29 protein-coding genes and 1 pseudogene are annotated in these 25512 nt (G+C 67.2%); 12 read left to right on the forward strand and 18 right to left on the reverse strand.

The annotated features are described in order from the left end of the window. Positions 1–161 precede the first annotated feature (161 nt). The gene (locus AC1C2R_RS04500; protein WP_495351344.1) at positions 162–860 is read left to right on the forward strand and encodes a helix-turn-helix transcriptional regulator; all 699 of its coding nucleotides are present in this window, start codon (positions 162–164) and stop codon (positions 858–860) included. Between the two features lie 85 nt (positions 861–945). After that, on the forward strand, positions 946–1368 hold the full coding sequence (locus AC1C2R_RS04505) for a VOC family protein (RefSeq protein WP_495379120.1): 423 nt from the start codon (positions 946–948) through the stop codon (positions 1366–1368). Positions 1369–1449: 81 nt separating this feature from the next. Here AC1C2R_RS04505 and AC1C2R_RS04510 read toward each other — a convergent pair whose 3' ends face one another. Both AC1C2R_RS04510 and AC1C2R_RS04515 read right to left on the reverse strand, forming a co-directional pair. Beyond that, positions 1450–1935 (reverse strand): nucleoside deaminase, encoded by a 486-nt coding sequence (locus AC1C2R_RS04510; protein ID WP_495351346.1) that lies wholly within the window; start codon positions 1933–1935, stop codon positions 1450–1452. 15 nt (positions 1936–1950) lie between these two features. Then, a complete protein-coding gene (locus tag AC1C2R_RS04515; protein ID WP_495379121.1) occupies positions 1951–2886 on the reverse strand; it encodes a LysR family transcriptional regulator in 936 nt (311 codons plus the stop codon). A 77-nt stretch (positions 2887–2963) separates the two neighbouring features. On the opposite strand from AC1C2R_RS04515, the gene AC1C2R_RS04520 reads away from it, so the two are divergent. After that, positions 2964–4700, forward strand: a complete 1737-nt coding sequence (locus AC1C2R_RS04520; protein WP_495379122.1) for an L-aspartate oxidase — start codon at positions 2964–2966, stop codon at positions 4698–4700. Between the two features lie 107 nt (positions 4701–4807). Here the strand turns inward: AC1C2R_RS04520 and AC1C2R_RS04525 are convergent, their stop codons facing one another. From AC1C2R_RS04525 to AC1C2R_RS04550, 6 genes are all read right to left on the reverse strand, one after another. Then, the gene (locus tag AC1C2R_RS04525; RefSeq protein WP_495379123.1) at positions 4808–5863 is read right to left on the reverse strand and encodes an ABC transporter permease; all 1056 of its coding nucleotides are present in this window, start codon (positions 5861–5863) and stop codon (positions 4808–4810) included. Beyond that, the gene (locus AC1C2R_RS04530; protein ID WP_495351350.1) at positions 5860–6945 is read right to left on the reverse strand and encodes an ABC transporter permease; all 1086 of its coding nucleotides are present in this window, start codon (positions 6943–6945) and stop codon (positions 5860–5862) included. Before AC1C2R_RS04530 ends, AC1C2R_RS04525 begins: the two co-directional genes overlap by 4 nt. After that, on the reverse strand, positions 6942–8573 hold the full coding sequence (locus AC1C2R_RS04535) for a sugar ABC transporter ATP-binding protein (protein WP_495379124.1): 1632 nt from the start codon (positions 8571–8573) through the stop codon (positions 6942–6944). The genes AC1C2R_RS04530 and AC1C2R_RS04535 overlap by 4 nt, the downstream gene beginning before the upstream one ends. 131 nt (positions 8574–8704) lie before the next feature. Continuing rightward, entirely contained in the window at positions 8705–9700 is a 996-nt protein-coding gene (locus AC1C2R_RS04540) for an ABC transporter substrate-binding protein (RefSeq protein ID WP_495351352.1), read from the reverse strand. A 182-nt stretch (positions 9701–9882) separates the two neighbouring features. Continuing rightward, positions 9883–11424, reverse strand: a complete 1542-nt coding sequence (locus AC1C2R_RS04545; protein ID WP_495379125.1) for a sugar ABC transporter ATP-binding protein — start codon at positions 11422–11424, stop codon at positions 9883–9885. Beyond that, the gene (locus tag AC1C2R_RS04550) at positions 11421–12449 is read right to left on the reverse strand and encodes a LacI family DNA-binding transcriptional regulator (RefSeq protein ID WP_495351354.1); all 1029 of its coding nucleotides are present in this window, start codon (positions 12447–12449) and stop codon (positions 11421–11423) included. The genes AC1C2R_RS04545 and AC1C2R_RS04550 overlap by 4 nt, the downstream gene beginning before the upstream one ends. Positions 12450–12678: 229 nt before the next feature. On the opposite strand from AC1C2R_RS04550, the gene AC1C2R_RS04555 reads away from it, so the two are divergent. Then, positions 12679–13104, forward strand: coding sequence for an MmcQ/YjbR family DNA-binding protein (locus AC1C2R_RS04555; protein WP_495379126.1), 426 nt, complete (start codon positions 12679–12681; stop codon positions 13102–13104). 29 nt (positions 13105–13133) lie between these two features. Here the strand turns inward: AC1C2R_RS04555 and AC1C2R_RS04560 are convergent, their stop codons facing one another. Next, positions 13134–14285, reverse strand: a complete 1152-nt coding sequence (locus AC1C2R_RS04560; RefSeq protein ID WP_495379127.1) for an enoyl-CoA hydratase/isomerase family protein — start codon at positions 14283–14285, stop codon at positions 13134–13136. 126 nt (positions 14286–14411) lie between these two features. On the opposite strand from AC1C2R_RS04560, the gene AC1C2R_RS04565 reads away from it, so the two are divergent. From AC1C2R_RS04565 to AC1C2R_RS04575, 3 genes are all read left to right on the forward strand, one after another. Further along, a complete protein-coding gene (locus tag AC1C2R_RS04565; RefSeq protein ID WP_495379128.1) occupies positions 14412–14825 on the forward strand; it encodes an ArsR/SmtB family transcription factor in 414 nt (137 codons plus the stop codon). 17 nt (positions 14826–14842) lie between these two features. Further along, positions 14843–15508 carry an SRPBCC domain-containing protein gene (locus AC1C2R_RS04570; RefSeq protein ID WP_495379129.1) on the forward strand — a complete coding sequence of 222 codons (666 nt, stop codon included), beginning with the start codon at positions 14843–14845 and terminating at the stop codon, positions 15506–15508. Positions 15509–15611: 103 nt separating this feature from the next. After that, entirely contained in the window at positions 15612–16019 is a 408-nt protein-coding gene (locus AC1C2R_RS04575; protein ID WP_495351359.1) for a VOC family protein, read from the forward strand. A 17-nt stretch (positions 16020–16036) separates the two neighbouring features. Here the strand turns inward: AC1C2R_RS04575 and AC1C2R_RS04580 are convergent, their stop codons facing one another. Next, complete coding sequence (locus AC1C2R_RS04580; protein WP_495351360.1) at positions 16037–16576, reverse strand: hypothetical protein; 540 nt, start codon at positions 16574–16576, stop codon at positions 16037–16039. Between the two features lie 266 nt (positions 16577–16842). Here AC1C2R_RS04580 and AC1C2R_RS04585 point away from each other — a divergent pair, with 266 nt between their 5' ends. From AC1C2R_RS04585 to AC1C2R_RS04595, 3 genes are all read left to right on the forward strand, one after another. Then, positions 16843–17559 carry a TetR/AcrR family transcriptional regulator gene (locus AC1C2R_RS04585; RefSeq protein WP_495379130.1) on the forward strand — a complete coding sequence of 239 codons (717 nt, stop codon included), beginning with the start codon at positions 16843–16845 and terminating at the stop codon, positions 17557–17559. Then, the gene (locus AC1C2R_RS04590) at positions 17556–18557 is read left to right on the forward strand and encodes an MBL fold metallo-hydrolase (protein ID WP_495379131.1); all 1002 of its coding nucleotides are present in this window, start codon (positions 17556–17558) and stop codon (positions 18555–18557) included. The genes AC1C2R_RS04585 and AC1C2R_RS04590 overlap by 4 nt, the downstream gene beginning before the upstream one ends. A gap of 171 nt (positions 18558–18728) precedes the next feature. Beyond that, positions 18729–19190, forward strand: coding sequence for a CPBP family intramembrane glutamic endopeptidase (locus AC1C2R_RS04595; protein ID WP_495379132.1), 462 nt, complete (start codon positions 18729–18731; stop codon positions 19188–19190). Here AC1C2R_RS04595 and AC1C2R_RS04600 read toward each other — a convergent pair. After that, positions 19172–19615: a DUF1048 domain-containing protein gene (locus AC1C2R_RS04600; protein ID WP_495379133.1), complete on the reverse strand. Its 444-nt coding sequence runs from the start codon at positions 19613–19615 to the stop codon at positions 19172–19174. The genes AC1C2R_RS04595 and AC1C2R_RS04600 overlap by 19 nt on opposite strands. Positions 19616–19754: 139 nt before the next feature. Here AC1C2R_RS04600 and AC1C2R_RS04605 point away from each other — a divergent pair, with 139 nt between their 5' ends. Continuing rightward, complete coding sequence (locus AC1C2R_RS04605) at positions 19755–20387, forward strand: TetR/AcrR family transcriptional regulator (RefSeq protein ID WP_495379134.1); 633 nt, start codon at positions 19755–19757, stop codon at positions 20385–20387. Between the two features lie 293 nt (positions 20388–20680). Here AC1C2R_RS04605 and AC1C2R_RS04610 read toward each other — a convergent pair whose 3' ends face one another. From AC1C2R_RS04610 to AC1C2R_RS04620, 3 genes are read right to left on the reverse strand one after another with little or no spacing between them, the layout of a single operon-like run. Then, positions 20681–21127 (reverse strand): YybH family protein, encoded by a 447-nt coding sequence (locus AC1C2R_RS04610; protein WP_495379135.1) that lies wholly within the window; start codon positions 21125–21127, stop codon positions 20681–20683. Beyond that, positions 21117–21656 carry an SRPBCC family protein gene (locus tag AC1C2R_RS04615; protein WP_495379136.1) on the reverse strand — a complete coding sequence of 180 codons (540 nt, stop codon included), beginning with the start codon at positions 21654–21656 and terminating at the stop codon, positions 21117–21119. The genes AC1C2R_RS04610 and AC1C2R_RS04615 overlap by 11 nt, the downstream gene beginning before the upstream one ends. Further along, positions 21616–21954: an ArsR/SmtB family transcription factor gene (locus tag AC1C2R_RS04620; RefSeq protein ID WP_495379137.1), complete on the reverse strand. Its 339-nt coding sequence runs from the start codon at positions 21952–21954 to the stop codon at positions 21616–21618. Before AC1C2R_RS04620 ends, AC1C2R_RS04615 begins: the two co-directional genes overlap by 41 nt. Before the next feature lie 137 nt (positions 21955–22091). On the opposite strand from AC1C2R_RS04620, the gene AC1C2R_RS04625 reads away from it, so the two are divergent. Further along, positions 22092–23114: a hypothetical protein gene (locus AC1C2R_RS04625; protein ID WP_495379138.1), complete on the forward strand. Its 1023-nt coding sequence runs from the start codon at positions 22092–22094 to the stop codon at positions 23112–23114. Positions 23115–23133: 19 nt separating this feature from the next. On the opposite strand, the gene AC1C2R_RS04630 is transcribed toward AC1C2R_RS04625, so the two are convergent. The 4 genes and pseudogenes from AC1C2R_RS04630 to AC1C2R_RS04645 form a co-directional block, all read right to left on the reverse strand. Further along, positions 23134–23877 (reverse strand): formylglycine-generating enzyme family protein, encoded by a 744-nt coding sequence (locus AC1C2R_RS04630; RefSeq protein ID WP_495379139.1) that lies wholly within the window; start codon positions 23875–23877, stop codon positions 23134–23136. Further along, the gene (locus AC1C2R_RS04635) at positions 23874–24464 is read right to left on the reverse strand and encodes a DUF6036 family nucleotidyltransferase (protein ID WP_495379140.1); all 591 of its coding nucleotides are present in this window, start codon (positions 24462–24464) and stop codon (positions 23874–23876) included. The genes AC1C2R_RS04630 and AC1C2R_RS04635 overlap by 4 nt, the downstream gene beginning before the upstream one ends. Then, the gene (locus AC1C2R_RS04640) at positions 24445–25047 is read right to left on the reverse strand and encodes a helix-turn-helix domain-containing protein (protein ID WP_495379141.1); all 603 of its coding nucleotides are present in this window, start codon (positions 25045–25047) and stop codon (positions 24445–24447) included. The genes AC1C2R_RS04635 and AC1C2R_RS04640 overlap by 20 nt, the downstream gene beginning before the upstream one ends. A gap of 84 nt (positions 25048–25131) precedes the next feature. Then, a pseudogene (locus AC1C2R_RS04645) lies at positions 25132–25487 on the reverse strand (formylglycine-generating enzyme family protein); the annotation flags it as partial. Positions 25488–25512: the final 25 nt, after the last annotated feature.

Below are 25512 nucleotides of genomic sequence, written 5' to 3' on the forward strand. Positions count from 1 at the left end.
CGGCTTACGACCCATGAGCGAACGGCTCCGCGCTGCAAGAACGTAACAAGATCTTCACGGGCGTCCGCCGGCCCCGCTCGGCTCGCGCCCGCCTCCCCACAGGCCGTGGGCCCCATCTCGCAACGATCGAATGCTCAGCGGGTGCGACCTAGAGTCGTTCCATGAACCGAACGGACCGCTTGTACGCCCTCGTGGAGGAGTTGCGTGTCGTCGCCCCTCGCCCGCGCAGCGGTCGGTGGCTGGCGGACCGGTTCGAGGTGAGTGTGCGGACCGTCGAGCGGGACATCAGCGCACTGCAACAGGCGGGCACACCGATCTGGGCGGAGCCCGGCCGAACCGGGGGATATTGCCTCGACCCACTGAGAACGCTCCCACCGGTCAACTTCACCCCGCCGGAAGCCGTCGCGATGGCGGTCGCGCTGGAAGGCATGGCAGGCAGCCCGTTCCAGCAGGCCGCGCAGACGGCGGTGCGGAAGTTGGTCGCTGCAATGCGCGGCAGCGACGCGGATGCCGCGAGAGACCTGGCAGCACGCGTGCGTTTACTCGGACCACCAGCGGCGCTTCCGCCGGTGCCCTCCGTGATCGCGGATGCGCTGACCTCAGGGCGCGTACTCCGCATCACCTACGAAGACCGGGACGGAGGGATGACGTCGCGCGAGCTCGAGCCCCTCGGCTACATCGGAACGCCGACGAACTGGTATCTCGTCGGGTGGTGCCGCCTTCGCGGCGCAGTCCGCGCCTTTCGGACCGACCGAATCGTGTCGAGCGTCGTGACGGCGGAAACTCCAGCGCCCAGGGCGCTTCGGCCGGAGGATCTCAATACCCCGTACGGCGATGCCCGGCAATTGACGACGATGTGAGCCTCCCGGCTCCGCGGTCGAAACACCGACAGGGGGTTGTCGCCGCCGTCCTCCAGCATTGGAGATGGCCGGGATCGCCTCGGCAATGAACGGAACACCAATGAACCTCGTCTCGACCCGCATCATCACCGACAACGTCGCCGCACTCGCCGGCTTCTACGAGCACGTCACGGGCGGCGCGGCCGTGCACCTGAACGAACACTTCGCCGAGGTGCGCACTCCATGCGCAACGCTCGCGATCGGGAGTACCGCCACCGTCGATCTCTTCGGGCCCGGTTCAGCGCGGCCGGCAGACAACCACACCGCGATCATCGAGTTCCTCGTGGCCGATGTCGACCTGGAATACGAGAAGCTGCAAGGCTGGATCACCACGTTCGTGAACGAACCGACGACGATGCCGTGGGGCAACCGGTCGCTGCTTCTCCGCGACCCCGATGGCAATCTCGTCAACCTCTTCACTCCGGTCAACGCCGCGGCGATCGAGAGGTTCTCGTCGTACGCCCGATGACCGCATGACTGAGCGCTGCAGGGTGAAGACCGGACGAAAGAGCGCCGTCCTCCGACGGCGAGGCCGTCGCTTGCGCCTCGTTCAGTGCGGCTGAGCAGCACGCACGATGAGCGCGTGCACCTCGGGCACGAGCTCATCGACGGGTCCGTCCACCACCAAGGCCGGGGCGACCGTCGTGATCGGCAGCACTGCGACCGCCGACGGCCCTCTGCCTGCGGCCCGGCGCCACCCGGCGATCTGCTCCGCCGACGCGACGTAGGCGATACGGCCGAGGCCCGCCCACGCATGCGCCGCCGAGCACATCGCGCAATGCTCCCCCGAGGTGTAGACGGTCGCCGCCGCTCGCTCTTCGGGGGTCAGGTTCGCAACGGCCCAGCGCACGATCTCGAACTCCGGATGCCGCGTCGGGTCGCCGGTGCTGTCTTCACGGTTGCGATCCGCGAACCGTTCGACGCCGGCGGAATCGACGAGCACCGATCCGAACGGGCCGTCGCCCGAGTCGACTGCTTCACGCGCGAGCTCGACCGCGCGGCGCAAGTGGATGAGGTCAGCTTCCGAGATCGACATTCCTCAAGTCTGGCTTCACGAGCTCGGGTTCGCGAGTCGCATGGTCGCCCCCGCGCGAGCCGCGAACGCCGTGGCACTCGCGGTGATCGTGCGCCGCATGACCTCGACCGCCGTGGTCGGCGCTACGTCGCCGGGGCGGGCGACGCTGATCGTGCGCTCGAGCGGCGGCCCGCCGAGCCGCACCGAGCGCAGTCCGGGGCGATCGATGAGCACCATCGCCGGCACGATCGCGACCCCGAGCCCGCGCTCGACGAACCGCAGTACGGCATCCATCTCGGCTCCCTCGAGCACCACGTCGGGTGTCAGATCAGCGGCGGCGAAGGCGGCATCCGTCGCGCTGCGCAGGTCGTAGCTCGAGCTGAAGACGATCTGCGGCAGCGCCGCGACATCCGCAAGTTCGATGATGTCGCGGGACGTGACGGGCGGTGCGCCGGCCGACGAGACGAGCACGAGTTCTTCCACGAGCAGAGGCGACACCGTGAACCGCTCGGCCGACGAGGCATCCGTCGTCGTGATCAATGCCAGGTCGAGCTCGCCGCCGGCGAGTTCGTCGAGGAGGCGACGCGACCCCTGTTCCGAGAGGTGCAGTTCGATGGCCGGATGCTCCGCGTGGAACGCGCTGAGCACCTCGGCGACGAGGCTGATGCACAGGGTCGGCGTTGCTCCGAGGCGCACCCGGCCGCGCTCGAGCCCGGCGAGTTCGGCGAGTTCGCGCCTGACCGATTCGGCGTCGGCGAGCATGCGGCGTGCGAGCGGCAGCAGCGACTCCCCCGCGACCGTCAGCGTGCTGCCCCCGCGGGCGCGATGGAACAGCTCGACGCCGAGATCGTGCTCGAGCGCGGCGATCTGCCGGCTCAGTGAGGGCTGGGCGAGGTAGAGCTCTTCAGCGGCGCGAGTGAAGTTGCCGAACCGGGCCACCTCGACGAAGCTGCGCAATTGCTCGAGGTTCATGTCGATAGCGTACGCGCATCGTTGCCACGTTATATATGCATTGGAGTAATCGAGCGGCCGAACCTAGCGTTGAACGCATGACCGCTTCAGAACGTCAGATCTCCACGACCGTGCTCGTGATCGGCACCGGCGGATCGGGCCTGCGCGCCGCCATCGAGCTCGCCGAGGCCGGCGTCGACGTGCTGGCTCTCGGAAAGCGCCCGAAGTCCGACGCCCACACCTCGCTCGCGGCCGGCGGCATCAACGCCGCCCTCTCGACCATGGACCCCGACGACAGCTGGCAGCAGCACGCTGCCGACACGCTGAAGGAGAGCTACCTGCTCGCCAACCCGCACACGGTCGAGATCGTCACCTCGGGCGCGGCCCGCGGCATCGAAGACCTCGAGCGCTACGGCATGCCCTTCGCCCGCGAAGACGACGGCCGCATCTCGCAGCGCTTCTTCGGCGCTCACACCTACCGCCGCACGGCGTTCGCGGGGGACTACACGGGGCTCGAGATCCAGCGCACGCTGATCAACCGGGCCGCGCAGCTGAACGTGCCGATCCTCGACACGGTCTACATCACGCGCATCCTCGTGGGCGACGACGGCGCGGTCTTCGGCGCGTACGGCTTCGACCTCGAGGACGGCACGCGCTACCTCATCCACGCCGACGCGGTCATCCTCGCCGCCGGCGGTCACAACCGCATCTGGCGGCGCACCTCGTCGCGGCGCGACGAGAACACGGGCGACTCGTGGCGGCTCGCCGTCGAAGCGGGCGGGCGGCTCCGCGACCCCGAGCTCGTGCAGTTCCACCCCTCGGGCATCATCGAGCCCGAGAACGCGGCCGGCACCCTCATCAGCGAAGCGGCGCGCGGCGAAGGCGGCATCCTCACCAACGGCCTCGGCGAGCGCTTCATGCACAAGTACGACCCCGAGCGTCTCGAGCTCTCCACGCGCGACCGCGTCGCCCTCGCCTGCTACACCGAGATCAAAGAGGGGCGCGGCACTCCGAACGGCGGTGTCTGGCTGGATGTCTCGCACTTGCCCCGCGAGACGATCATGACTCGCCTGCCCCGCGTCTACCAGACCATGCTCGAGCTGCAGATGCTCGACATCACGAAGGAGCCGATCGAGATCGCGCCCACCGCGCACTACTCGATGGGCGGCGTCTGGGTGCGACCTGACGACCACGGCACGGATGTCCCGGGCCTCTACGCCATCGGCGAGGCATCCAGTGGTCTTCATGGAGCCAACCGGCTGGGCGGCAACTCGCTCATCGAGCTGCTCGTCTTCGGACGCATCGTCGGGCAGGCCGCAGCCGCGTACTCGGCCTCGCTCGCGGCGCAGCAGCGCTCGGCGGCCGCGGTGCAGACCGCGCGCGACGAGATCGCAGGGCTGCTCGCATCGGACGGCTCGGAGAACGTGCGCGCCCTGCAGCGCGCCATCCGCGACACCATGACCGAGCACGCCGGAGTCGTGCGCGACGAGGGAGGCCTGCGCGCCGGGCTCGCAGAGCTCGACGCGATCGAGGCCCGCATGGGCGATGTCGGCGTGCACCCCGACATCGCCGGCTACCAGGATCTGGCGCACGCGTTCGACCTCAAGTCGGCGGCCCTCGCCGCCCGTGCGACGCTGGCGGCAGCGCTCGAGCGACGCGAGACCCGCGGATGCCACAACCGCAGCGACTACCCCGCGACGGATGCCTCGCTGCAGGTGAACCTCGTGTGGTCGCCTTCGACCGGGGTGACACGTGAGGAGATCCCGCCCATCTCAGAGGAGATCGCAGCCCTCATGCGCGAGGAGGTCTCGGTGGCGGGCAAGCTCGCTGAGTAGCCGCGGCCGAACGACCGCGACGACGAAGGGCCGGATGCCTCGCGGCATCCGGCCCTTCGCCCTTCGCCCTTCGCCTCCCGGCACGGGACAGCGCCGGAGCGAGACCGCTAGGTATGGCGCTTCGACGTCACCGCGCGCTGCAGCAGGACGAAGACCAGCAGGATGCCGCCGGTGATGATCGTCGTCATCTCGGGCGGGATGCCGCCGTCACGCGTGATCAGCACGTTCATCAGTCCGAGCACCAGAGCGCCGACCACCGACCCGAGCACGTAGCCGTACCCGCCCGTGAGCAGCGTGCCGCCGATGACGGTCGCCGCGATGGCGTCGAGCTCCCAGCCGATGCCCGTGATGTTCTGCGCGATGCCGAGGCGCGAGGTGTAGACCACGGCCGCGATGCCCGAGAGCGTGCCGCTGATGACGTACACGAGCACTTTGGTGCGCGGCACCGCGAGACCCATGAGTGCCGACGAGCTCTCGGAACCGCCGATGGCGTACACCGTGCGGCCCGTGCGGGTGCGGTGCAGCACGAAGAACGCGATGAGCACGACCAGCAGCGCGATGATCACGCCGGGCGTGATGACGACGTCGTTGACCTTCTCGCCATCGATCACCTTGAACTGCTCACCGAGCCAGAGAATCGGCGAGTCATCGGTGAGGCGTTCGGGCTGCGTGCTGAGCAGCGAGGCGAGACCCCGCCCGAGGAACATCATGGCCAGTGTCGCGATGAACGGCTGCACGTTGAAGTACTGGATCAGGATGCCGCTGGCGAGGCCGATCAACGTGCCGATGAGGATCATCAGGACGATCACGAGCCACGGGTTCCATCCGGCGTTCGCGAGCATCACGCCGGCCACGCTCGAGAGCGCGATGACCGAGCCGACCGACAGGTCGATGCCACCGGTGAGGATGACGAACGTCATCGCCACCGCGAGGATGATCAGGTGCGCGTTGTTGATGAACAGGTTCGACAGCGTGTTGTACTGCACGATGCGGCCGTAGGCCACCTCGCCGTAGATCACCATGCCGATGAAGATGACGATGGCGGCGACGGTCGGCAGCACCGACGGGTTGGATGCGACGACCCGCTTCACCCGGGCCACGAGCTTCGCGACTCCGGACTCCTGGGCGGGAGCGTCGACCTGGGGGGCCTGCACGATGGTCATGCTGAAACCTCCTGCTTCGGCTGGGCGGGGAGCGACTCGGCGCGCGGCTGCGGGGGCTTGCGCCGTTGGACGAACCAACTGCGCACCCGATCGGACTGCAGCAGGCAGAGCACGACGATCACGATCGCCTTGAAGGCCGGGGTGGCCGAAGACGAGATGCCGAGGAACACGATGGTCTTGTCGAGGGTCGCGATGAGCAGGCCTCCGACGACCGCACCGCCGATCGAGAATTTGCCGCCCGAAAGCGAGGTGCCGCCGATGACGACCGCGAGGATCGCGTCGAGCTCCATCTGATAGCCCGTGCGCGAGACATCGACCGTCATCACGGTGCCGACCGACATGATGCCGGCGATGCCGGCGAGCACGGCGCTCAGGATGTAGACGGTCAGCAGCAGGCCGCTCGGCTTGATGCCCGCCATGCGGCTCGCCTTCGGGTTGATGCCGATCGCCTCGATCATGAGGCCGAGGGCGCTGCGGCGCACGACGAGGCCGACGATGATCACGATCACGATCGCGAAGAGGAACACCACGGGGAGGCCGATGACGAAGCCGTTCGCGATCCACCGGAACGGATCGTTCGTAGCGGAGGTGTTCTGCCCCTCGGTGATCACCTTCGCGATGCCGCGCCCTGCGAGCATCATGATCAGGGTGCTGATGAATGGTTGCAGGCCGATGTAGGCGACCAGTACGCCATTGATCGCGCCGAGGATCGCGCTCACCAGGAGCGCGAGTCCGATGGCGCCGAGTGCGACGCCGAGGGAGCCCGACGCTCCGGCGTCTTTCATGAACACCATCGCGACGGCGCCCGACACCGCCATCACCGAGCCGACCGAGAGGTCGATTCCACCGGTGGCGATGACGAGCGACATGCCGACGGCGATCATCAGGATCGGAGCCGAAGCTCTCAGGATGTCGACGAGGTTGCCGACGAGGTTGCCGTTGACCGGGTTGACCGACAACGCGAGGTAGTTCGGGTCTTTGATGAAGTTCAGGGCGAGGAGCGCGAAGATCGCGATCACTCCCCAGAAGAACGGCTTGCGGATGAGCTCGCGTAGCCAAGTCGTCCGAGCAGCGGTGCTCATGATTCCTCCTCCGCCGGAGCGGGTGTATGCGCGGTCACGTACAGGGCGTCGAGCGGCTCTACATCGGCCTCGGCATCGATGATGTCACTCCCCGCCGCCGCCGCGACACCATGCGCCGCGATCACGTCGACGATCTGTTGCGCCGTGACGCCTGGGCCATTGACGATCTCGCCGATCTTCTGGTGGTCCTTCAGGACGATGATGCGCTCGCTGAGACGCACGACCTCCTCCAGCTCGGAGGAGATGAACACGACGGACACACCGTCTTCCGCGAGTTGCACGACGGCCTCCTGGATCTCGGCCTTCGCCCCGACGTCGATGCCACGCGTCGGCTCGTCGAGGATCAGAAGTTCGGGCTTCGTCGCGAGCCAGCGGCCGAGCAGCACCTTCTGCTGGTTGCCGCCGGAGAGGTTCTTGATCAGCCGATTGGGGTCGGCCGGCCGCACGTTCAGCGCGGTGATGTACTTCTCGACGAGCTCGTCCTGCTCCTTGCGCGGGATCGGCCGTGCCCAGCCCCGCTCTGCCTGGATCGCGAGGATCATGTTCTCGCGAACGGTGAGATCGGCGACGATGCCCTCGTCGCGACGGTTCTCGGTCGAGAAGGCGATGCGCTTGCCGAGCCCGTCGGCGGGGCTCTTGAGGTCGACCCGCTCGCCGTGCAGCGTCACCTCGCCCTCGCCTGCGCGATCCGCGCCGTAGAGGAGGCGAGCGAGTTCGGTTCGACCTGAGCCGAGGAGACCGGCGAAGCCGACGACCTCACCGGGGTGGATGTCGAGGTCGGTGGGCTCGATCGAGCCGGGACGCCCCAGTCCCTTCGCCGAAAGCAGCGGCGCCTCGGCGGCGTAGTCGCGCTCCTCGACGCGGCGATTGCCACCGAGCGACGAGAGCGCGCGGAGGTCCTTGCCGATCATCTTCGAGATCAGGGCGTGACGGTCGAGGTCGCGGGTGAGGTACTCGCCTTCGTAGCGACCGTTCCGCAGGATCGTCACCCGGTCGCTGATGGCGTAGATCTGGTCGAGGAAGTGCGAGACGAACAGGATCGCGACGCCCTGGTCGCGGAGCGTCCGCATCACTCCGAAGAGCCCCTCGACCTCGGCCGCGTCGAGGCTCGACGTCGGTTCGTCGAGGATGAGCACCTTCGCCTTGATGGCCATCGCACGGCTGATCGCGACGAGCTGCTGCATCGCGATCGACAGCGCCGACAGCGGCTTGTGGGTGTCGAGATACTCCAGCCCGAGCTTGGCGAGCGCTTCCGTCGCGGCGGCGTGCGTTGCACGCCAGTTGACGCCGAGCGCCCCCCGGATCTCGTGGCCGAGCATGACGTTCTCACCGATCGAGAGGTTTGTCACCAGGTTGACCTCCTGGTACACGGTCGAGATGCCGGCGCTCTGCGCATCGCGGGTCCCGTGGAACTGCCGTTCCTGGCCCGCGACGATGATCGACCCGCCATCGATCTTGTAGACCCCGGTGAGGGCCTTGATCAGCGTCGACTTCCCGGCGCCGTTCTCGCCCATCAGCGCGTGGACCTCGCCCTGGAGGAGGCGGAAATCCACGCCGTCCAGCGCTTTGACGCCTGGGAACTCGATGGAGATGTCGCGCATCTCCACGATGGGCAGTGCTTCACTCATGGCATTCGCATCCTGTGCTTCGGCCGCGTGCACGCGGCCGGCCTTTCAAATGGAGCGGTGCGGGGCCGCTTGAAGCAGCAGTCCCCGCACCGCGTACGCGCCACGCCGCGAACCGCGGCGGGGTCAACCGATCAGTACTTGCGGTCGGCGAGCACGGCCTGAGCGGCCTCGGCCGAGTCGAACGCCTCGCTCGGAACGATGATGTACGACTCGACCGACTCTCCGTCGAGGGTCTTGTTGACGACGTCCATCGCGGTCTCCCCGAAGAGCGGGTTGTACTCGTGCACGAAGCTGAGCTGTCCGTCGGCGAGCGCCTGGATGGCGGCCTTCGTGCCGTCGATCGTCGTGATCTTGACGTCGACACCCGGCGTGAGGCCGGCCTCTTCGACCGCCTGCGCTGCGCCGAGGCCCATCTCGTCGTTCTGGGCGAAGATCAGCTGGACGTCGTTGCCGTTCGCCTTGAGGAGCGTCTCGGTGACGCTCTTGCCCTCTTCTGCCGACCAGTTCGCGGTCTGCGCGGCGACCTGGACGAGCTTCGAGCCGTCGACCGCCTCGTTCCAGCCCTCATTGCGCTCGTTCACCACGCCGACGCCGGCGGGGCCCTCGAGCGTGATGTAGTTGCCGCCGTCGGGGAACTGCTCGACGGCCCAGGCGCCGACCTCCTTCGCGACCTCGACGTTGTCGGGGGCGATTCGGGTGACGTAGAGGCTCGTGTCGTCAGGCTCGATGCCGCGGTCGAGGAGGATCACGGGGATCTCCGCCTCCTGTGCGCGCTCGAGCGAGTCCTCCCAACCGGATGCTTCGGTCGCCGACAGCAGGATCACGTCGACGCCCTCGTCGACGAACGACGTGAACGCGTCGATCTGCGACTTCTGGTCGAGGTTGGTCGCGGGCGCGTACTTGAGGTCGAACCCGGCTTCCTTCGTGAAGGTGTCCTGGATGTTCGTCTCGTTGGCCTCGCGCCAGGCCCCCTCGGGGCCGACTGCCACGAAACCGACCGTGGTGAGGTCGCCGGCATCGGCGTCCGAGCCGCTGTCGCCACCGCTCGAGCACGCGGCGAGGCCGATGCTGAGCGCACCGACGGCCGCCAGGCCCAGGATCTTCGTGAATCGCCTCTGAACTGACATGTGATCTCCTCCTTGAGACCCGGCGCATTGCGCCGGTGTTTCCGCTGTGCGGATTCCGAGTGATTGCGGCGGCGCTTGGCGCGTCCCACACCGGATGTTACCGGGAACAAGGGGCCGTCACAAGCGCTATGTTCCCGGAAACATAACATTCTGGGAACAGCGGGCGCGACCCCCGCTGGAGGCTAGGCGTCGTCTTCGTCGTCTGCCGCGATCATCTCGATGATCGTGTCGACGCTGAGCCCCGGGCCGTTGCTCACCTCGCCGATCTTGCGACGGTCCTTGAGGATCGCGATGCGGTCGCTCAGTCGAACGACCTCGTCGAGCTCGGAGGAGATGAAGACCACCGCCATGCCGTCCCTGGCCATCTCAGCTACGCGCGCCTGGATCTCGACCTTCGCCGCGATGTCGATGCCTCGGGTGGGCTCATCGAGCACGAGCACGTGCGGGCGGGTCGCGAGCCACCGCGCGAGCAGCACCTTCTGCTGGTTGCCGCCCGAGAGCAGGCCCGCCGGTGCATCCAGCCCCGGCGCGACGATGCCGAACTCCTCCACGAACCGCTCGACGAGCGCGTCGCGCTCGGCGTGCGAGATCGGCCTCGACCAGCCACGGATCGCCTGAAGCGCGAGCACGATGTTCTCGCGCACGCTCAGTTGCTCGATGATGCCGCCGTCACGCCGATCCTCGCTCGCGTACGCGACGCGCCGTCGCAGCGCCGTCGCCGGATTCGGCAGCCCGACGGTGCGGCCGTCGATCTGAAACGTGCCGGAGTCGCTGCGCACGACGCCGGCGAGCAGTTGGCCGAGCTCAGTCCGGCCCGAACCACGCAGGCCGCCCAGGCCGACCACCTCGCCTCGGTGCACCTCGAAGTCGGTGGAGTCGAACTCGCCGCGCTTGCCGACGCCGACCGCCCGGAAGACCGGTGTGCCGGTCGGATCGGCCCGGTGCGCGCGACGGTCGGAGCCGATGCGGCGCAGCTCGATGAGGTCCTTGCCGATCATCTTCGAGATGAGCACGGCGCGATCGAGTTCCCGCGTCGGGTACTCGCCCTGGCAGACCCCGTCGCGCAGCACGGTGATTCGATCGCTGATCGCGTAGACCTGTTCGAGGAAGTGCGAGACGAAGAGGATCGCCACGCCGTGGTCGCGAAGCCTCCGCAGCGCCCGGAAGAGGGTCGCCACCTCGTCGGCGTCGAGGCTCGACGTCGGTTCGTCGAGGACGAGCACCTTCGGGTGGGTGACCATCGCGCGTGCGACGGCGACGAGCTGCTGGACCGGGGGCGCCAGTGTCGACACGGCACGCCGGGGATCGAGATCGCCCAGGCCGAGCTCGTCGAGCACGGCGACGGCCATGCGCCGGGTCGAACCCCACGAGATGCCGTACCAACGGCGCTCCTCGTGGCCGATCATCACGTTCTCGGCGATCGAGAGATTGCCGCACAGGTCGACGTCCTGGAACGCGGCCGCGACTCCCGCCGCCTCGGCAGCGGCCGGGCCCGACAGCACGACCTGCTCTCCGGAGATCCGCACCTCACCGGCATCGATGCGGTACGCGCCGGTGAGCGCCTTGACGAGCGACGACTTGCCCGCGCCGTTGCCACCCATGAGCGCGTGGACCTCACCGGGGAACAACCGGAGATCCACGTCGTGCAGCACCGTCGTGCCGTCGATCACCACGGTGATGCCCGTCATGTCCACCACCGGTTGCTTCGAGGCATCCGCGCTCATGATGCCCTCGGCGGCGCGGTCGACGAGCGGACCACCAACTCGCTCGGGATCTTCGAGCGCTGCGGGATCTCACGCCCTTCGAGCGCGGCGCGCAACACTTCCATGGCCTTGACCCCGAGTGCATGGAAGTCCTGCCTGACCGTGGTGAGGGGCGGGATGAAGTGCCGTGAGAGCGGCAGGTCGTCGAACCCGACGACGCTCACGTCTTCGGGCACTCGGATGCCCCGATCGTGGAACCCGTGCAGGACCCCGAATGCCATCTCGTCGTTCGCGACGAATATGGCCGTGTACTCGGGCACCCCCGCAAGGTTCACCGCATAGTCGTAGCCGAAGTCCGCGGTCCAGTCGCCGACCACGATCGGCCGGACCTTCAGCCCCCACTGCTCGATGCGCGCGTGGAAGGCGCGCTCGCGACCGCGAGCGTCGAGCCAGTCGAGCGGACCAGCCAAGTGCAAGATGTCGCGGTGCCCCAGGGACACCAGATGATCGACGGCGACGGTGGTCCCGAGCTGCTGGTCGACGCTGACGGTCAGGAAGTTCGGATCCTTCGCGGCCTTCACCACGAGGACCGGCACGTCGATCGAGATCCGTCGCAGCGCCGACACCGACGACGAGCGCGGTGCGACGATGCACAGTGCGTCGACGCCCTCGGCGATGAGGTGGCTCACGGCACCCTCTGGCGTGAGGCTCGCGTCATCCTGCATCGCCACCGACGCCACCGAGTACCCGCTCGAGCGCGCCGCGAGTTCGAACCCGCGCAGCGTACTCGTCGGACCGAACTCGACCGAGCTGTCGACGATGACGCCGATGCGCTGGGTGCGCTGGGTCGCGAGCGCGCGCGCCGCGTTGTTCGGCTTGAAGTCGAGCTGCTCGATGACGTCCATCACCCGTTGGCGCGTGGCCGGGCGGATGTTCGGGTGCCCGTTGAGCACGCGGGAGACGGTCATGTGCGAGACGCCGGCGAGCACGGCGACCTCGCGGATGCCGAGCTTCTCGGGGCGGTCCCCGCTCTCGACCTCACTCACCACCGGTCTCCTGTCTCGCAGAGTCGTCGCCGCTCAGGTGCCCGGATGCCGAACCGGCGACCTCGCCCGAGGACCGCCCGACGGGGAACAGCCTATTCGTTCAGGGCCTCCGAACACGTGTCGATCCGATCGCGCTCAACACGACCGTGCCTCGCATGCCCTCGGCCTCCTTCTGCCGGCGACGCCCTTGTGGAAACTCCCCGTCGGTAGCGCGGCATAGGCTCGCACCGTGGCCACCCTCGATGACCTGCGCCGTACCGCCGTCGGGCTACCCGGTAGCGACGAACGCGCGACCACTGGCGGGGCCGCGTGGTTCGTTCGCGGCAAGTTGTACGCGTGGGAGTGCCATCCGTGGCCGAGCATCCCCGAAGACATGCGCGAGATCATCGCGGCCGAGCTCGTCGTCGGGGTGAAGGTCGCCGACCCTGTCGACGCGCTCGCCCTTCGCGAGATGGCGCCCAAGGTGTTCTTGCCCACCACGACCCGTTGGGGCGAGCCGAAGGTCGCATTCCGCATGGCTGACATCGCTGACGACCATCTCGCCGAGCTCGTGACTGAAGCGTGGCGCGTACAGGCTCCGAGGTATCTGCGGCGGGAGTTCGACGACAGCTCACTCCATCTCCAGCAGATCCTCGGAGGCGTCGACGGTGTCTGAACCAAGGTGCAAGGTCACGACGCACTACATCAGGACTCTGGTGCCTCCTCGGGGATGGCGAGGTCGCGGCGGAACACGCTGTGGCGGAGTGGGGTCTCCATGGCCGCGGTGATTTCGGAGCTCTTGACGGCCGCGAGATCTGCGGGTCGCCATTCAAGCACGGACCCCTGGTGGAGCGTGTCGGTCTTCTGCGCTACCAGCGCCTGCACTCCGGTGAACAGGTCGGGCTGCATCGTGAACCAGCGGGCGAGGCGGAGTTCACGCTCCAGCGCGTCGCGCAGCGTCTCGCCGTTGCGCGCGGCGCGCACCGACCGCAGGGTCGCGACGAGAGCTGTCGGTGACAATCGGAGCAGCGTATCGGCGGCATCGGCCGCGTTCGCTGCAGCCCCGGAGTCACTCGAATCGGCGGCGCGGAGACCCGCGACCGCCTCACCGTTCGAGAATGCCCAGAGCCGCGTGAGGATCGCCTCGACGGTGTCAGCCGAATAGCACGCGTCGATCCAGTCACGCCGATCGAGCAACGTCGAACGACCAGGGTCGGCCGCGAACCGCCGAACCTTTTCGTCAGGTGCAGTCGTATCGTCGCCGTCCTTGAGCGCCGCGGTCAGCTCCGCGATCCGCCCGATCGGCACCATCACGTCGGCGAAGCCGAAGGCGATCGCGTCCGCGGCGGTCATGTCGACCGAGTTCATGGCCAGATACGTGCCGATCTCGCCGGGAACACGCGCGAGCCGCCAGGTCGCTCCGCCGTCGGGAGCGAAGCCGTAGCCGGTTTCCGCTTGCCCCAGTTTCACCTGATCGGTCACGACCCGTGTTGAGACGTGACCGCCAAGCGAGATGCCGCCACCCATCGTCATCCCGTGCATGATCGACACGACCGGCTTCGGGTATTCGGCGAGCTTCGCGATCAAGCGGTACTCGTCGCGGAAGAAGACCGCGCCGATCGTCATACCCGCGGCTGCACCTGCCAAGACCTCACGGAGGTCTCCGCCCGCGCAGAACCCGTAGTCGCCGACGCCGTCCAGCAAGATCGCCGAGATGGCGGGATCGACCGCCCACCTGTCGAGGGCTTCGGTCAAGGCATGCATCATCTCGAGGTCGATCGCGTTGATCGACTCCGGACGGTTGAGACTGAGGTGGCCGAGGGTGCCGACCGCGACGGCGCTGACTGGCGAATTCACTCGCACAACGGTACGGGAACCTGGCCCGTGGTGATGACCCAGCTCAGGATGTCGCCCCGAACGCCGCGCCACTCCTGTGCTTCAATAAGTCTTGACTTATATAAGACATCGTGCAACTATGCTCGTTTGCACGCGCTCGATGTTCTCGGAGATCCGGTACGGCGTCGCATCCTCGAGCTGATCGCCGATGGAGAGGCGCCCGCCGGCGACGTCGGCCGCGTCATCCAGGCCGAGTTCGGCATCTCGCAGCCCGCGGTCTCGCAGCACCTCCGTGTGCTGCGCGAGTCGGGCTTCGTCACTGTGCGGCCCGATGGGGCGAGAAGGCTGTACGCCGTCGACCCCGAGCCGCTGGCCGAAGCCGACGCTTGGTTCGACACCTTCCGAAGGTTCTGGCAGCCGAAGCTCGACGCCCTCGGCACCGAGCTCGCTCGGGGCCGGCTTGCGCAACGGAAGGCGGCCGAGACCGAGCACAAGCACGAGCACAACGACCCACCCCCGAACGGCGGCCCGACGACACCCGTCGACCCGCCGCGACCGTGAAGCGAAGGAGCACCGAAATGGTTGACGTGAACGCACAGATCGACGCCGTCGCACGCGGCATCGAGACGAAAGAGATCGACAATGCGCTCTCCTACGTGCAGACGCTCGCCCAGGCCTACCCCTCCCCCATCGACGACGTGTGGGACGCCGTGACCTCCCCCGAGCGAATTCCGCGCTGGTTCCTGCCGATCAACGGCGACCTTCGGCTCGGCGGCAGCTACCAGTTCGAGGGCAACGCGGGGGGCGAGATCCGGCGCTGCGACCCGCCGAACGGCGGCGTGGCCGGCTACACCGTCACCTGGGGCATGGGCGCCGGCGAGCCCGCGATCGTGAACGTCCGACTCGTCGAGGTGGATGCCTCGTCCACTCGTCTGGAGCTCGAGAACATCGCCTCCGCGGCGAGCCTGCCCGAAGGTATGTGGGAGCAGTTCGGCCCGTCGGCGACCGGCATCGGCTGGGACCAGGGCCTGCTCGGCCTCGCACTGCACTTCGCCGGAGGCGCAGGGGGCATCGCCCCTGAGGAGGCGGCGGCGTGGGTGGTGACCGACGAGGGCAAGTCGTTCATGCGACGCTCGGCTGACTCCTGGGCGGCGGCGCAGCAGCACGACGGCACCGCACCGGATGTCGCGAAGGCCGCCGCCGACCGCACCTACGGCATGTACACCGGCGAGGCACAGAGCTGAACCCGTCATCGGCGACACCGCGAGGCGCGGCTCGCTGATCATCGACATCCCGCTTCACGCGCGGCCGCGGTCACCCTGAAATGCTCCCCTATAAGATGACCGGATGCCTCTCTTCGACCATCTCGGCATCACCGTCGACGACCTGCCCCGCTCGATCGCGCAGTTCGATCCGGTGATGGTGGCGCTCGGCTGCACTCGGCGCGATGCTGACGACAGCGTGTCCTGGAACAAGGGCGAAGAGGAGCTGATCCTCTTCCCCGCCCGCGATGCGGGCAGTGGACCGCACCAGCACGGCCGGGTCGGATGGCAGCACCTCGCCTTCCCCGTCGATTCACGCGCGGAGGTCGACCGTCTGCACGAGATCGCGGTCGCCGCCGGCTGGACGGCCGTGCGAGATCCGAAGGTGTTCACGAGGTTCAGCGACCGCTATTACGCGTCCTTCGTCGAAGACGACAACGGCATCCGCATCGAGTTCATGTACAACCCACCGCGAGAGGCCGTCGTGGTCTGAATTCCCGAAGCCCGAGCTCAGTGCACCAGCGAGCTCAACCAGATGACCGCGAGTCCCAGCACCATCGTGGTCACCGAGCTCAGCAGCCGCACATACCAGGGGCTGCGGTTGCGCTCCGAATTGACCCAGCCGATGACGGCGAGACTGACGATCCCGATCCACAGCGCGAGGTAATACGCGACGTACTCGTCGACCCAACCCAGCGTTGCGAGCGCAAGTGCCAAGGCGGGCAAGAGCATCGCCAGCAGCATCCCAACGGATTGCGAGGCGGAGCCGGCGACGGCCCGGCCGATCGGAACCGCACGCCCCTGCGCCGTGCGCCGGCTCGCGACGACGACGGCGTAGACATGCGTCAGCCAGAACACCACGACCGCACCAACGATGAAGAGCAGCACTTCGAGATCGGTGTCGAACTTCCACCCCACGGCGACGAGGGCCGTGACGACCACGAACCCGTACACGGCATGCTCGGTGGTGTAGGCGTCGAGCACGAACCTCACGGGGCGTGCTGCCGTCTCCGCACCGGTGTCACGAGAACGCGCAGCCTCTTCGCCCATGCACACAGATTCCCACGCCGCGGCGCCTTCTGGCGAGCACGCGCCGAACTTCGTCGGGGCTGGAGAGCTGTGCGGACGCGTCGTCAGCGATGCCGACGTCCATCTACCACGGCCTCGCGCGCCCACCGACCGACGATCCGTCGAGCCCGCGCCGCATCGGCGCCCTCCACCCCCTCGGCTCCTCCGAAAAGCCGTTCGATCGGTTGCGGGAGCAGACCGAACGTGCATTAATAGACCGTCGGTCGGTTTATTATTTGGAGGCACGTATGGCGCGAACTCTCAACGCCGAGGCGCACGCGGCGAAGCAGGACTCGATCCTCGACGCAGTCGACCGCTTGATCGCATCGAGCGGATATGAGAATCTCACGATCCTCGACCTGGTCACTGCCGCCGGGATGTCAAAGGGCGCCTTCTATCACTACTACCCGTCGAAAGCCGACGTGCTCGAAGCACTCCTCGAGCGACGGCTCGACCAATGGCAGGGGCTCATCGGGCCGATCGCGGAGTCCGACGCACCGGCAACGGATCGGATGCGCGGCATGCTGCAGGCGATCGGCGTCGCCAAGCTGCGAGACCGAGAGTTCCTGGTCGACTCGCTGCGCGCCCTCTACTCCGACGAAAACGTCCTCGTCCAGCGCCGAACCTGTGTGGGCGCCGCCACCCGTTTCACGCCCCTCATCGCAAAGGTGATCGAAGCCGGCGTCGAGTCCGGCGAATTCCGGGTGGATGACCCGCCAAGCACCGCGCGCGTCGTCGTCTCTCTGCTCCAAGAATGCGCAGACAGCATCGGGATGACACTGCTCGACATGAGCGAGGGGCGAGCGAGCCGCGACATCCTCACCTCGATCACTCGCGCGTACGTCGACGCGATCCACGCTGCGCTCGGCGCCGCACCAGGCGCCATCGACTTCATCGACGACCAGGACCTCGCGAGCTGGACCAACGCGGTCCGCACATCACCGTCAAAGGAGAGCACTACATGAAAGTGAGCGTGCTGCACGTCGGCGACACCAAGGTGCCGTTCGGTCAGTTCTACGGCGGTTCCAACGGCGAGTGGCTCGGGCTGCGGGCGATCTCGAAGTTCTTGACCGACAAGAGCCACTACATCATGGTGCCCTTGTACGCGTTTCTGGTCGAGCACCCACAACACGGGGCGATGCTGGTCGATACCGGTATCAACTGGCGTCAGGCGCACGATCACCACGACTATTACAACGGGCCGCTGCTTCGCGCCGCCTTCGACGAAGACGAGTACTCCCTCGACGAGAGCCAGCAGTTGCTCGTGCAACTGCGCGAGCGCGGCCTTGACGCGCACGACATCAAGACGGTCGCGCTCACGCACTTGCATGAAGACCACCTCGGCGGAGTGCGCGACGTACTCGGCGCGCGATTTCTCGTATCCGATGCGGACTGGACCTCACGCAACCTCGGCATCTTCTTGTTCCGCCGTACCCCGTCTCTCAAGGGCGTGCTGACCGACCCAGAGCGTGTGCGATTCACAGACGGCCCATTCCACTCATTCGAGTCGAGCCAAGACGTGTTCGGTGACGGCAGCGTGGTGCTGCTTCCGACCCCGGGTCACTCGGCGGGCCACCTGGCGGTGTTCATCGACGGGGGCGACTGGCAGCTGCTCTGTGCGGGCGACACCTTGTACACGCTGCGGCACCTCGCGAGCGGCCAGTTGCGACCGATCATGCTGGGCAAGAAGGCGCAGTCGAATCAGCTCGACTCAATTGACCGGATCCGCGCGCTGCGCGCGGCGATGCCTGGGCTCATCGTCGCGCCCGGTCACGACCACACCGACTACGGCGCAAAGCTCGAGCGCACATTCCAGGGCAGACCAAGCGCTGCCCAACTCGCGGAACTTCGGGATTACGCCGACCGGATCATCGACCACGACGGACGTCTTCGCGAGCCGTCACACGCCGTCTATCTGACCGACCCTCAGGGCGAACCCGTGGGCACGGTTGGCTTCGAGTAGTCTGGGCGGCACGTCTCGGCGCCCAGGGCGACATCCAGCTGCGCGATCGCTCGGTGAGACCGATCCCGTAACCCGATCGACTCGCGAAGGTGGGGCACCGGCAGCCTCATCCGCGACTACGGTCTGTCGTTCCGGTGGATCGACCTTCTCGCGATCCCCGTGGCATTCGCGGTGATCTGGTTCGTGGAACCGTTCTTCGTCTACCTCGCCTTACTGATCTTCGGCGACCCTGGCGGCCTCGACACGAACGTGATCGTCACCCCAGACCCGACGATCTGGGTGCCGATGCTCGTCCTCTCCGTCGTCAGTGCGCCGTTCATCGAAGAGATCGTCTTTCGCGGGATGCTGCAGCCCTCGCTGAAGCGCTGGTTCGACGGATACGCGCCAGACCAAGACCGCAGCTTCCGGGCGACGAACGCCGCCGTGCTCATCACCGCGGTGATCTTCGCCTCACTCCACCTCCCGCAGGTGCTCGGCGGCGTCAACGGCGTCAGCCTGGCCGCGGCCACCCTGTTCTCCGGCATCGTCTTCGGCGCCCTGGCGATGGCGACGCGCCGCACGGCGCCGTCGATCGTCGTGCACGCAGCGATGAACCTCTTCGCGACCGCCGGCGCCTACGGGCTCGTGGGCTGACTCTCAGCAGCGGGCGGAGTCGCTCCGCCTGGCGGAGCGGTTGTCGACCGTGAGGCCGACCGCCCGCTGACGATCGCATCGATCGTCTCGCGGAGTCGGCTCCGCTCGGCGTCGATCGCCTCACCCTCGGCGTAGTTGCCGAGGAACAGGTCGGCGAACTCCACCGGGTCCTCCCCCACGATCGAGCGCACCGCGACGCCGTCGGCCGCGCTCTGCTCGAACAGGTCGGCCAGGTCGTCGAGCAGGCGCTCGAGGATGTCGCCGTTGGCAAAGTCGCCCCGGCGCACCAGGTACCGCTCGACCGCATCGAAGGCTGCGCGGTACTGGGCCGGCAGCTGACGCCTGCGGGCCTCGGGCTGTTCGGTGTTCGCCACGTCGGCGGATGCGTCGGCCCTCACGCCGGGCCATCCAGTTGCCACGCTCATGATGCTCCTCTGCTCCGGCGCGACGCCGCCCGGCGCCACCGCTGCTTCCGTAACGACACGCTACGTGTCGTGTTGCTCAGAAGGTAGCAGATGGCCGGGCGCGAAGACAACACGACACGTAGCGTGTACTCTGGGTCGAGTGACCACGCCGCAGAATTCGGTGACCACGCCGCCCGATCCCAGCAGACGCAGCGAGCGTGCTCGCGTCGCGGTCCTCGAAGCCGCGATGGCACTCTGCCGCGAGACCGGATTCGCCCAGTTGACGATCGAGGCGATCGCGAAGCGTGCCGAGGTCAGCAAGAAGACGATCTACCGATGGTGGCCCTCGAAGGGCGCGGTCCTGCTCGAGGCAGTCTCCGACCTGACCGCGAGCACGGCGAGCCACGCCGACACCGGTGACCTCGCGCGCGACCTGCACACGCAGTTGACCGCGGTCGTGGCGCTCTACATGCCGCAGGACACGTCGCCGGTCGCCGCGATCATCGCCGCGGCGCAGCGCGATCCGGCGCTCGCGATTCAGCTCCGCGAGCAGATCATCCGGCCGAACATCGTGCTCTTCGAAGAACGCTTGCGGTCGGCGCAGCGCGCAGGCGAGATTCCTGAGGATGCCGACCTCGGCGTCGCCCTCGACCTGCTCTACGGCCCCATCTACCACCGCCTGGCCTTCCACCTCGGCATGCCCGACGCCGACGAACTCCGCAACCGCATCGCCCACGTGCTCGCAGGCCTGCGCCACGTCAGCGACACGGCTCGGACTCAACCCAGTCGATGAAAACCGCCGGGTCAGGGCGGTCCTGACCTTTCTCCAGAACGACCGGGCCTAACTCCACGCCCCGCGCCCAGATCGGTCGGCCGGAAGTTGCACGAGACGGGTGCATCGTAGAGCTGAAATGGGGCACATTGATCGCCGCGCAGTAGACGATCCGATAGCGGGCGGCTGATCCCTCCTCATCCGAGTCGGAGAATGCCGGCCGCTCGCAGCGGATCCGTCGGTGAGGCCGTCGCTGGTCAGGTCGCCGCCGGCCACAGCGCCGAGGATGGGCGAGGGCCGGCCGTCGCGTGGGGTCAGTCTCTTGCGGTGAAGGCGCGACCGTCGGCGCCGATGGGGAAGGAGACGTGCTGGTGGATCATTTGCCAGCGGCCGTGGCGCCGTTCGAAGATTCGGGTGCCGCGGGACCAGTCCTCGCGGACGGTGCCGTCTGGTGCAGTGTTGTGCATCCGGTTCAGCCCCCAGGTGATGGCGACGTCTCCGACGATGCGGATCTGCAGGTCGGGGATGTCCCATTGGAATTCACCGGTCTGGTATTCCAGTCCATCGGCGCAAACCTGTCGGACGGCGGCGATGCCGCGGTACTCCTGGGGTGCGTCGTGCTCGTAGGAGACGACGTCGTCGCCGATCGGTGCCATCTGCGCGTCGAGATCCTTGCTTGCGGACGCGTCGAACCACGCCTCGAACAGCTCTTGCATCTCGCGCAGCGCACGCGACTGCTCCACGTTCTGCTCAGAACTCATTGCCGGCCTCCGTCGCTGTGTGGAGGTCTTCGGCGAGGGCAGCGAAGCAGCCGCGCCATCCCTCCTCGTTGTCGTTTCGCAAAGTGTGTGTCCGGTAGCCGCTCTGGGTGAACCGCATCCGCGTGCGCGGGGCGTCGGGTGTGCCGATGTCGTCCAGAGCGACCACGACCAGCGTCTCGGGATTCGTGTGCTCGCCGTCGACTTGGGTAAGGGTGAGCGCGAGATGCTCGTAGGGCTGGACCTCTCGAAAGGCCCCCTGTTCACTGTACTGATGCTGGCCGCTGGTGGAGCGGAACTCCAAGCGCCATGTCCCGCCGGGGCGAGGGTCGGACTCGGAGTGGAGGGTGCGTACCCGGGTGGGGCGAACCAGCGCGCGAGCGCGTCGGCGCTCGTCCACCGGTGGAACACCCGCTCCCGCGTCGCGGCGAACTCCAGCTCGATCTCGATGACGAGCCCGCGATCGGCGTCTCGGCGTGTGTTGGTGGGGGTCATCTCGTCTCCTCTGGATCATCGACCTGCAGATCGGCATCGAGCGCGGCGAAGCGGTGCTCCCACACCGCGCGGTAGTCCTCCAACCACGCGTCGAGCTCGATCAAGGGCTCCACGCGCAATTGACTCGGACGCCGTTGCGCGTCGCGGCTACGCGAGATCAAGCCGGCGGATTCGAGCACGCCAATGTGTTTGGAGATCGCTCGTGGCGTCAGGTCGAACGGTGCCGCCAAATCCGACACCGAAGCCCCGCCACGTTCGCGCAGGCTCAGCAGGATTGCACGCCGGGTCGGGTCCGCGAGCGCCGCGAAGGTGCGAGTCAGCTGATCAGTCTCCATCGTAAGGTACCATTCAGTTCGGGAACTAGTTAGTTCCATACTCTCCCATTGATCTTTCCGTGTCAACCGGGAATCGATGCGTCGAGCGAGTGGCATGCTTGACGCCAGTTCAGAGTTCGTCGAGGAGGACGCCCGCTGTGAAGATCGTCAGACAGTTCATGGCGTTTCCGACGTGGGCGCGGGTCGCGGCCATCGCCGCCGGGGCGGCCATCGCCGTCGGCGCCGTCTCGATCCCGGTGGCCGCGCTCGCCGCTGACGAGCGCAACCGGCAACTGTCCCTCGAGATCGCGGCGAAGGAGGCGGCCGCCGCGCAGAAGACCGTGGCGGAGGCTGCGGAAGCGCTCACCGAGGCGAAGAACACCGCGGCGCGATTCAACGCAGGATTCGACGGACTCACCATCTCACTCGCTGCAGCGGTGCGTCCCGACGCCGCGACTGCGTTCGAAGCCGCGCGCGTGAAGCTCGCCTTCACCATCGCGAACGGCGAACTCGAAGAGGTGTCGGCGGCCGCCGCTGCCGTCACTGAAGCCTTGGAGGGCCTCGTCGCAAGCGCCGAAGCGCAAGCTGAAGCGCTCATCATCGCGAGTCCGCTCGCCGGCGCATCCAGAGATTCGCTCGCCCAGGCCGTCGCCGACCTCGCAACCGCCGACGACGCCACGGCAGCACTCGCCCGAGTGAAGACGGCCTCGGACGCCGTCGCTGCAGCTCAGAAGGCCGGCGAGGCGGCCGCCGACGCCACGGCGAAGCAGGCCGCAGAGGCGGAAGCGGATGCCTCGAGCGGGGGCGATTGGTCTGGCGAAGATGATTCGAACCTTGGCCCGACGGCAGGGCATCCCTACAACGACCCCGCGATCATTGGGATGTCGCCAGGCGAGCGCGCGAGCTGCGGCGAGAACCCAACGGGCCAGGTCGTCACGCTCGACTTCGGCTGGAAAGCCCGCGAGGGCGACACCGTCGACATCTCCTACGCCCTCACCGAGGGCGATTACCAGGCGACCGGCGGCTTCACACTGCTCGTGTCGGGCGGCGGATCATCGGGCGCGGTCAGCATCCCGGTGACGTGCCCTGTCGGGCTCGGGCCGACGTCCTTCGTCACCATCAAAGCCGTCGCGAGCAACCCGAACGGGTCGGCGGCCCCCGCCTACTACTGGGGACTCTGAGCCAACTCCACCCGGGCCTTCAGCTTCGAGGCGTCCACCCCGACGGCAGCGGCCCGTCGATCGCTGCGCGCTCCTCGTCCGCCTCCGCGGACCATCCCTGCGCGGCATCCGTCGCATCGAACCCGCCGCGCGCGACACGGAACCCGACGTCTTCGTGGTGCATGCGCGGTGCGCCGCCCCGGCGCACCGACGCTCTCACGCTCCATTCGTCGTCGGCGAACCCCCCGCCGCGGAACACGCGGTAGGTGTCGTAGCGGGCAGGGTCGAGCAGGTCCCAGCACCACTCCCACACGTTGCCGAGGGTGTCGAAGAGCCCGTTGAGATTCGGATGCTTCCCGCCGACGTCTTGCGGCGCGGTCACGCCGTCGGCGCTCGTCCAGGCGACCTCATCGAGCGGGCCGTACTGCGGGCGCGTCGACCCCGCCCGGCACGCGAACTCCCACTCCGCCTCGGTCGGCAGACGGTACCCGTCGGCGTCGACGTGCCACGAGACATCCTCGCCATCGAAGGTGTAGACGGGGTCGAGCCCCTCCCGCTCGGATGCCGCATTGCAGAACCGGATCGCACGCAGCCAACTCACATCCGTGGCAGGCCGCCGGGAATGCGTCGCGGTCTCACCGATCACCTCGGCGAGCTGCTCCTGCGTCACCGGGTACACCCCGATCTCGAACGGCTCGAGCTCGACGCTCCACCGCACCTTGCGGCGGGCGTCGTGGAGGGTGACCGTGCCGGCCCCGATGCGCGCCAGCTCGATATCCGTCACCGGGGCGGTCTCCCCTCGGGCCAAGCCAGCCGCAGCATCTCTTCAGCGAAGAGGGTGAGATCTTCGGGGGTGTCAGTGAGGATCATCGACTCGTTGCCGTGAACCTCGATCGTCCAATCCACGATCGCATCGGCTTCACGGATGTCGAGAAAGCGAATCAACTCGATGACGTCCTGTCGGTCTTTCATCCTTCCGGCGGCCATTTTCATTGCAAGCAACCATTTCGGAGAAGCCAGTCGGATGGTGATTCCGCGCAACTCGATGACGCGCGCTTCTTTGTCATCTGTCGTCGCCCAAGTGGGGATGTACGAACGAACTCGAGTGCTGAGCCACGAAGTGGGGATGCTCCGTTCACCAGCGATCTCTTCTGCCAGTTCGAGTACCAGATCGTGGTTCGAGAACAGCCCATCGACATCGTCGGTACTCGTTCGGAAGCCGAGGTTGAGCGCTATCGCCACGCCTCCGACGATGTACGCATCGACATGCTCGTGTCGATCAGCGATGCGGTTTCCGAGATCTTCAAGAATCTCGCGGATCTCGTCAGCGGCGAAGAGCCCGTCCTCGTTCTCAGGCCGTCGCAAGGTCACGTTCTCTCAGCAGGATTCCCTTCGTGAGGAACTCTGGGTCGGCCTGCCGCCGGATCATTTCTAGAAATTCGTCTGTCGGTCGATCCGGAGTCCCCGGGAGCCACTCCGTTCGGAGCGCCGGCATGCGCGTCCAGGCCGGTCTGGGTCTGCCAAGCCGCTGAGCCTTCCAGCCAACAGCAGTAGCGAGCAACGTGTCCCACTTCAGATCGCCAGTCGAGTTCGGCCTGCGAAGGAAATCTGCTCGCTCCGCAGGAGTCTCGGCCGAGTCGAAGTGTTCGAGTGACTGAATCGCAATACGAAGCGCGGTATCCTCGTCACGCTCCTTGAGCTTTCGAGCGATCGCCTCTGCTGCAGACCTGGAAGTGAGCATTCGCTTGGCTGCCATCGGAGCGTCGTACGCTTCTGAAGCCATATCGGCCCCCATGGCCTGAAGTGCTCGCTTCAGAGTCGTGACCCGAATTGAATCGTCTCGCTCGGACTTCTCCATCTGCGACACTGCGCCAGGGGTGACGCCGAGAAGCCGCGCGAGCTCGTATATCGTGAGCCCCCGCTTTTTCCGCGTGTCTCTGATCAGTGTTGACATCCGCCCCTCCTGTATAGGAATAACTATACTTGACTACGGCTCGACTCTCGCTGAAGCGATGCTCAGTAGTTCTCTGCGCTGTACTCGTACGGTCGACGCCCTGACGCTCCAGGCGTCATCGGCGAACCCGCCGCCGCGGAACACCCGGTAGGCGTCGTAGCGGGCAGGGTCGAGCAGGTCCCGAAGGTGTAGACGGGGTCGAGCCCCTCCCACTCGGATGCCGCATTGCAGAACCGGATCGCACGCAGCCAACTCACATCCGTGGCAGGCCGCCGGGAATGCGTCGCGGTCTCACCGATCACCTCGGCGAGCTGCTCCTGCGTCACCGGGTACACCCCGATCTCGAACGGCTCGAGCTCGACGCTCCACCGCACCTTGCGGCGGGCGTCGTGGAGGGTGACCGTGCCGGCCCCGATGCGCGCGAGCTCGATATCCGTCACCGGTGCAGTCTCGCCTTCATGCAGA

It is taken from the genome of Agromyces sp. Y182 (assembly GCF_059445385.1).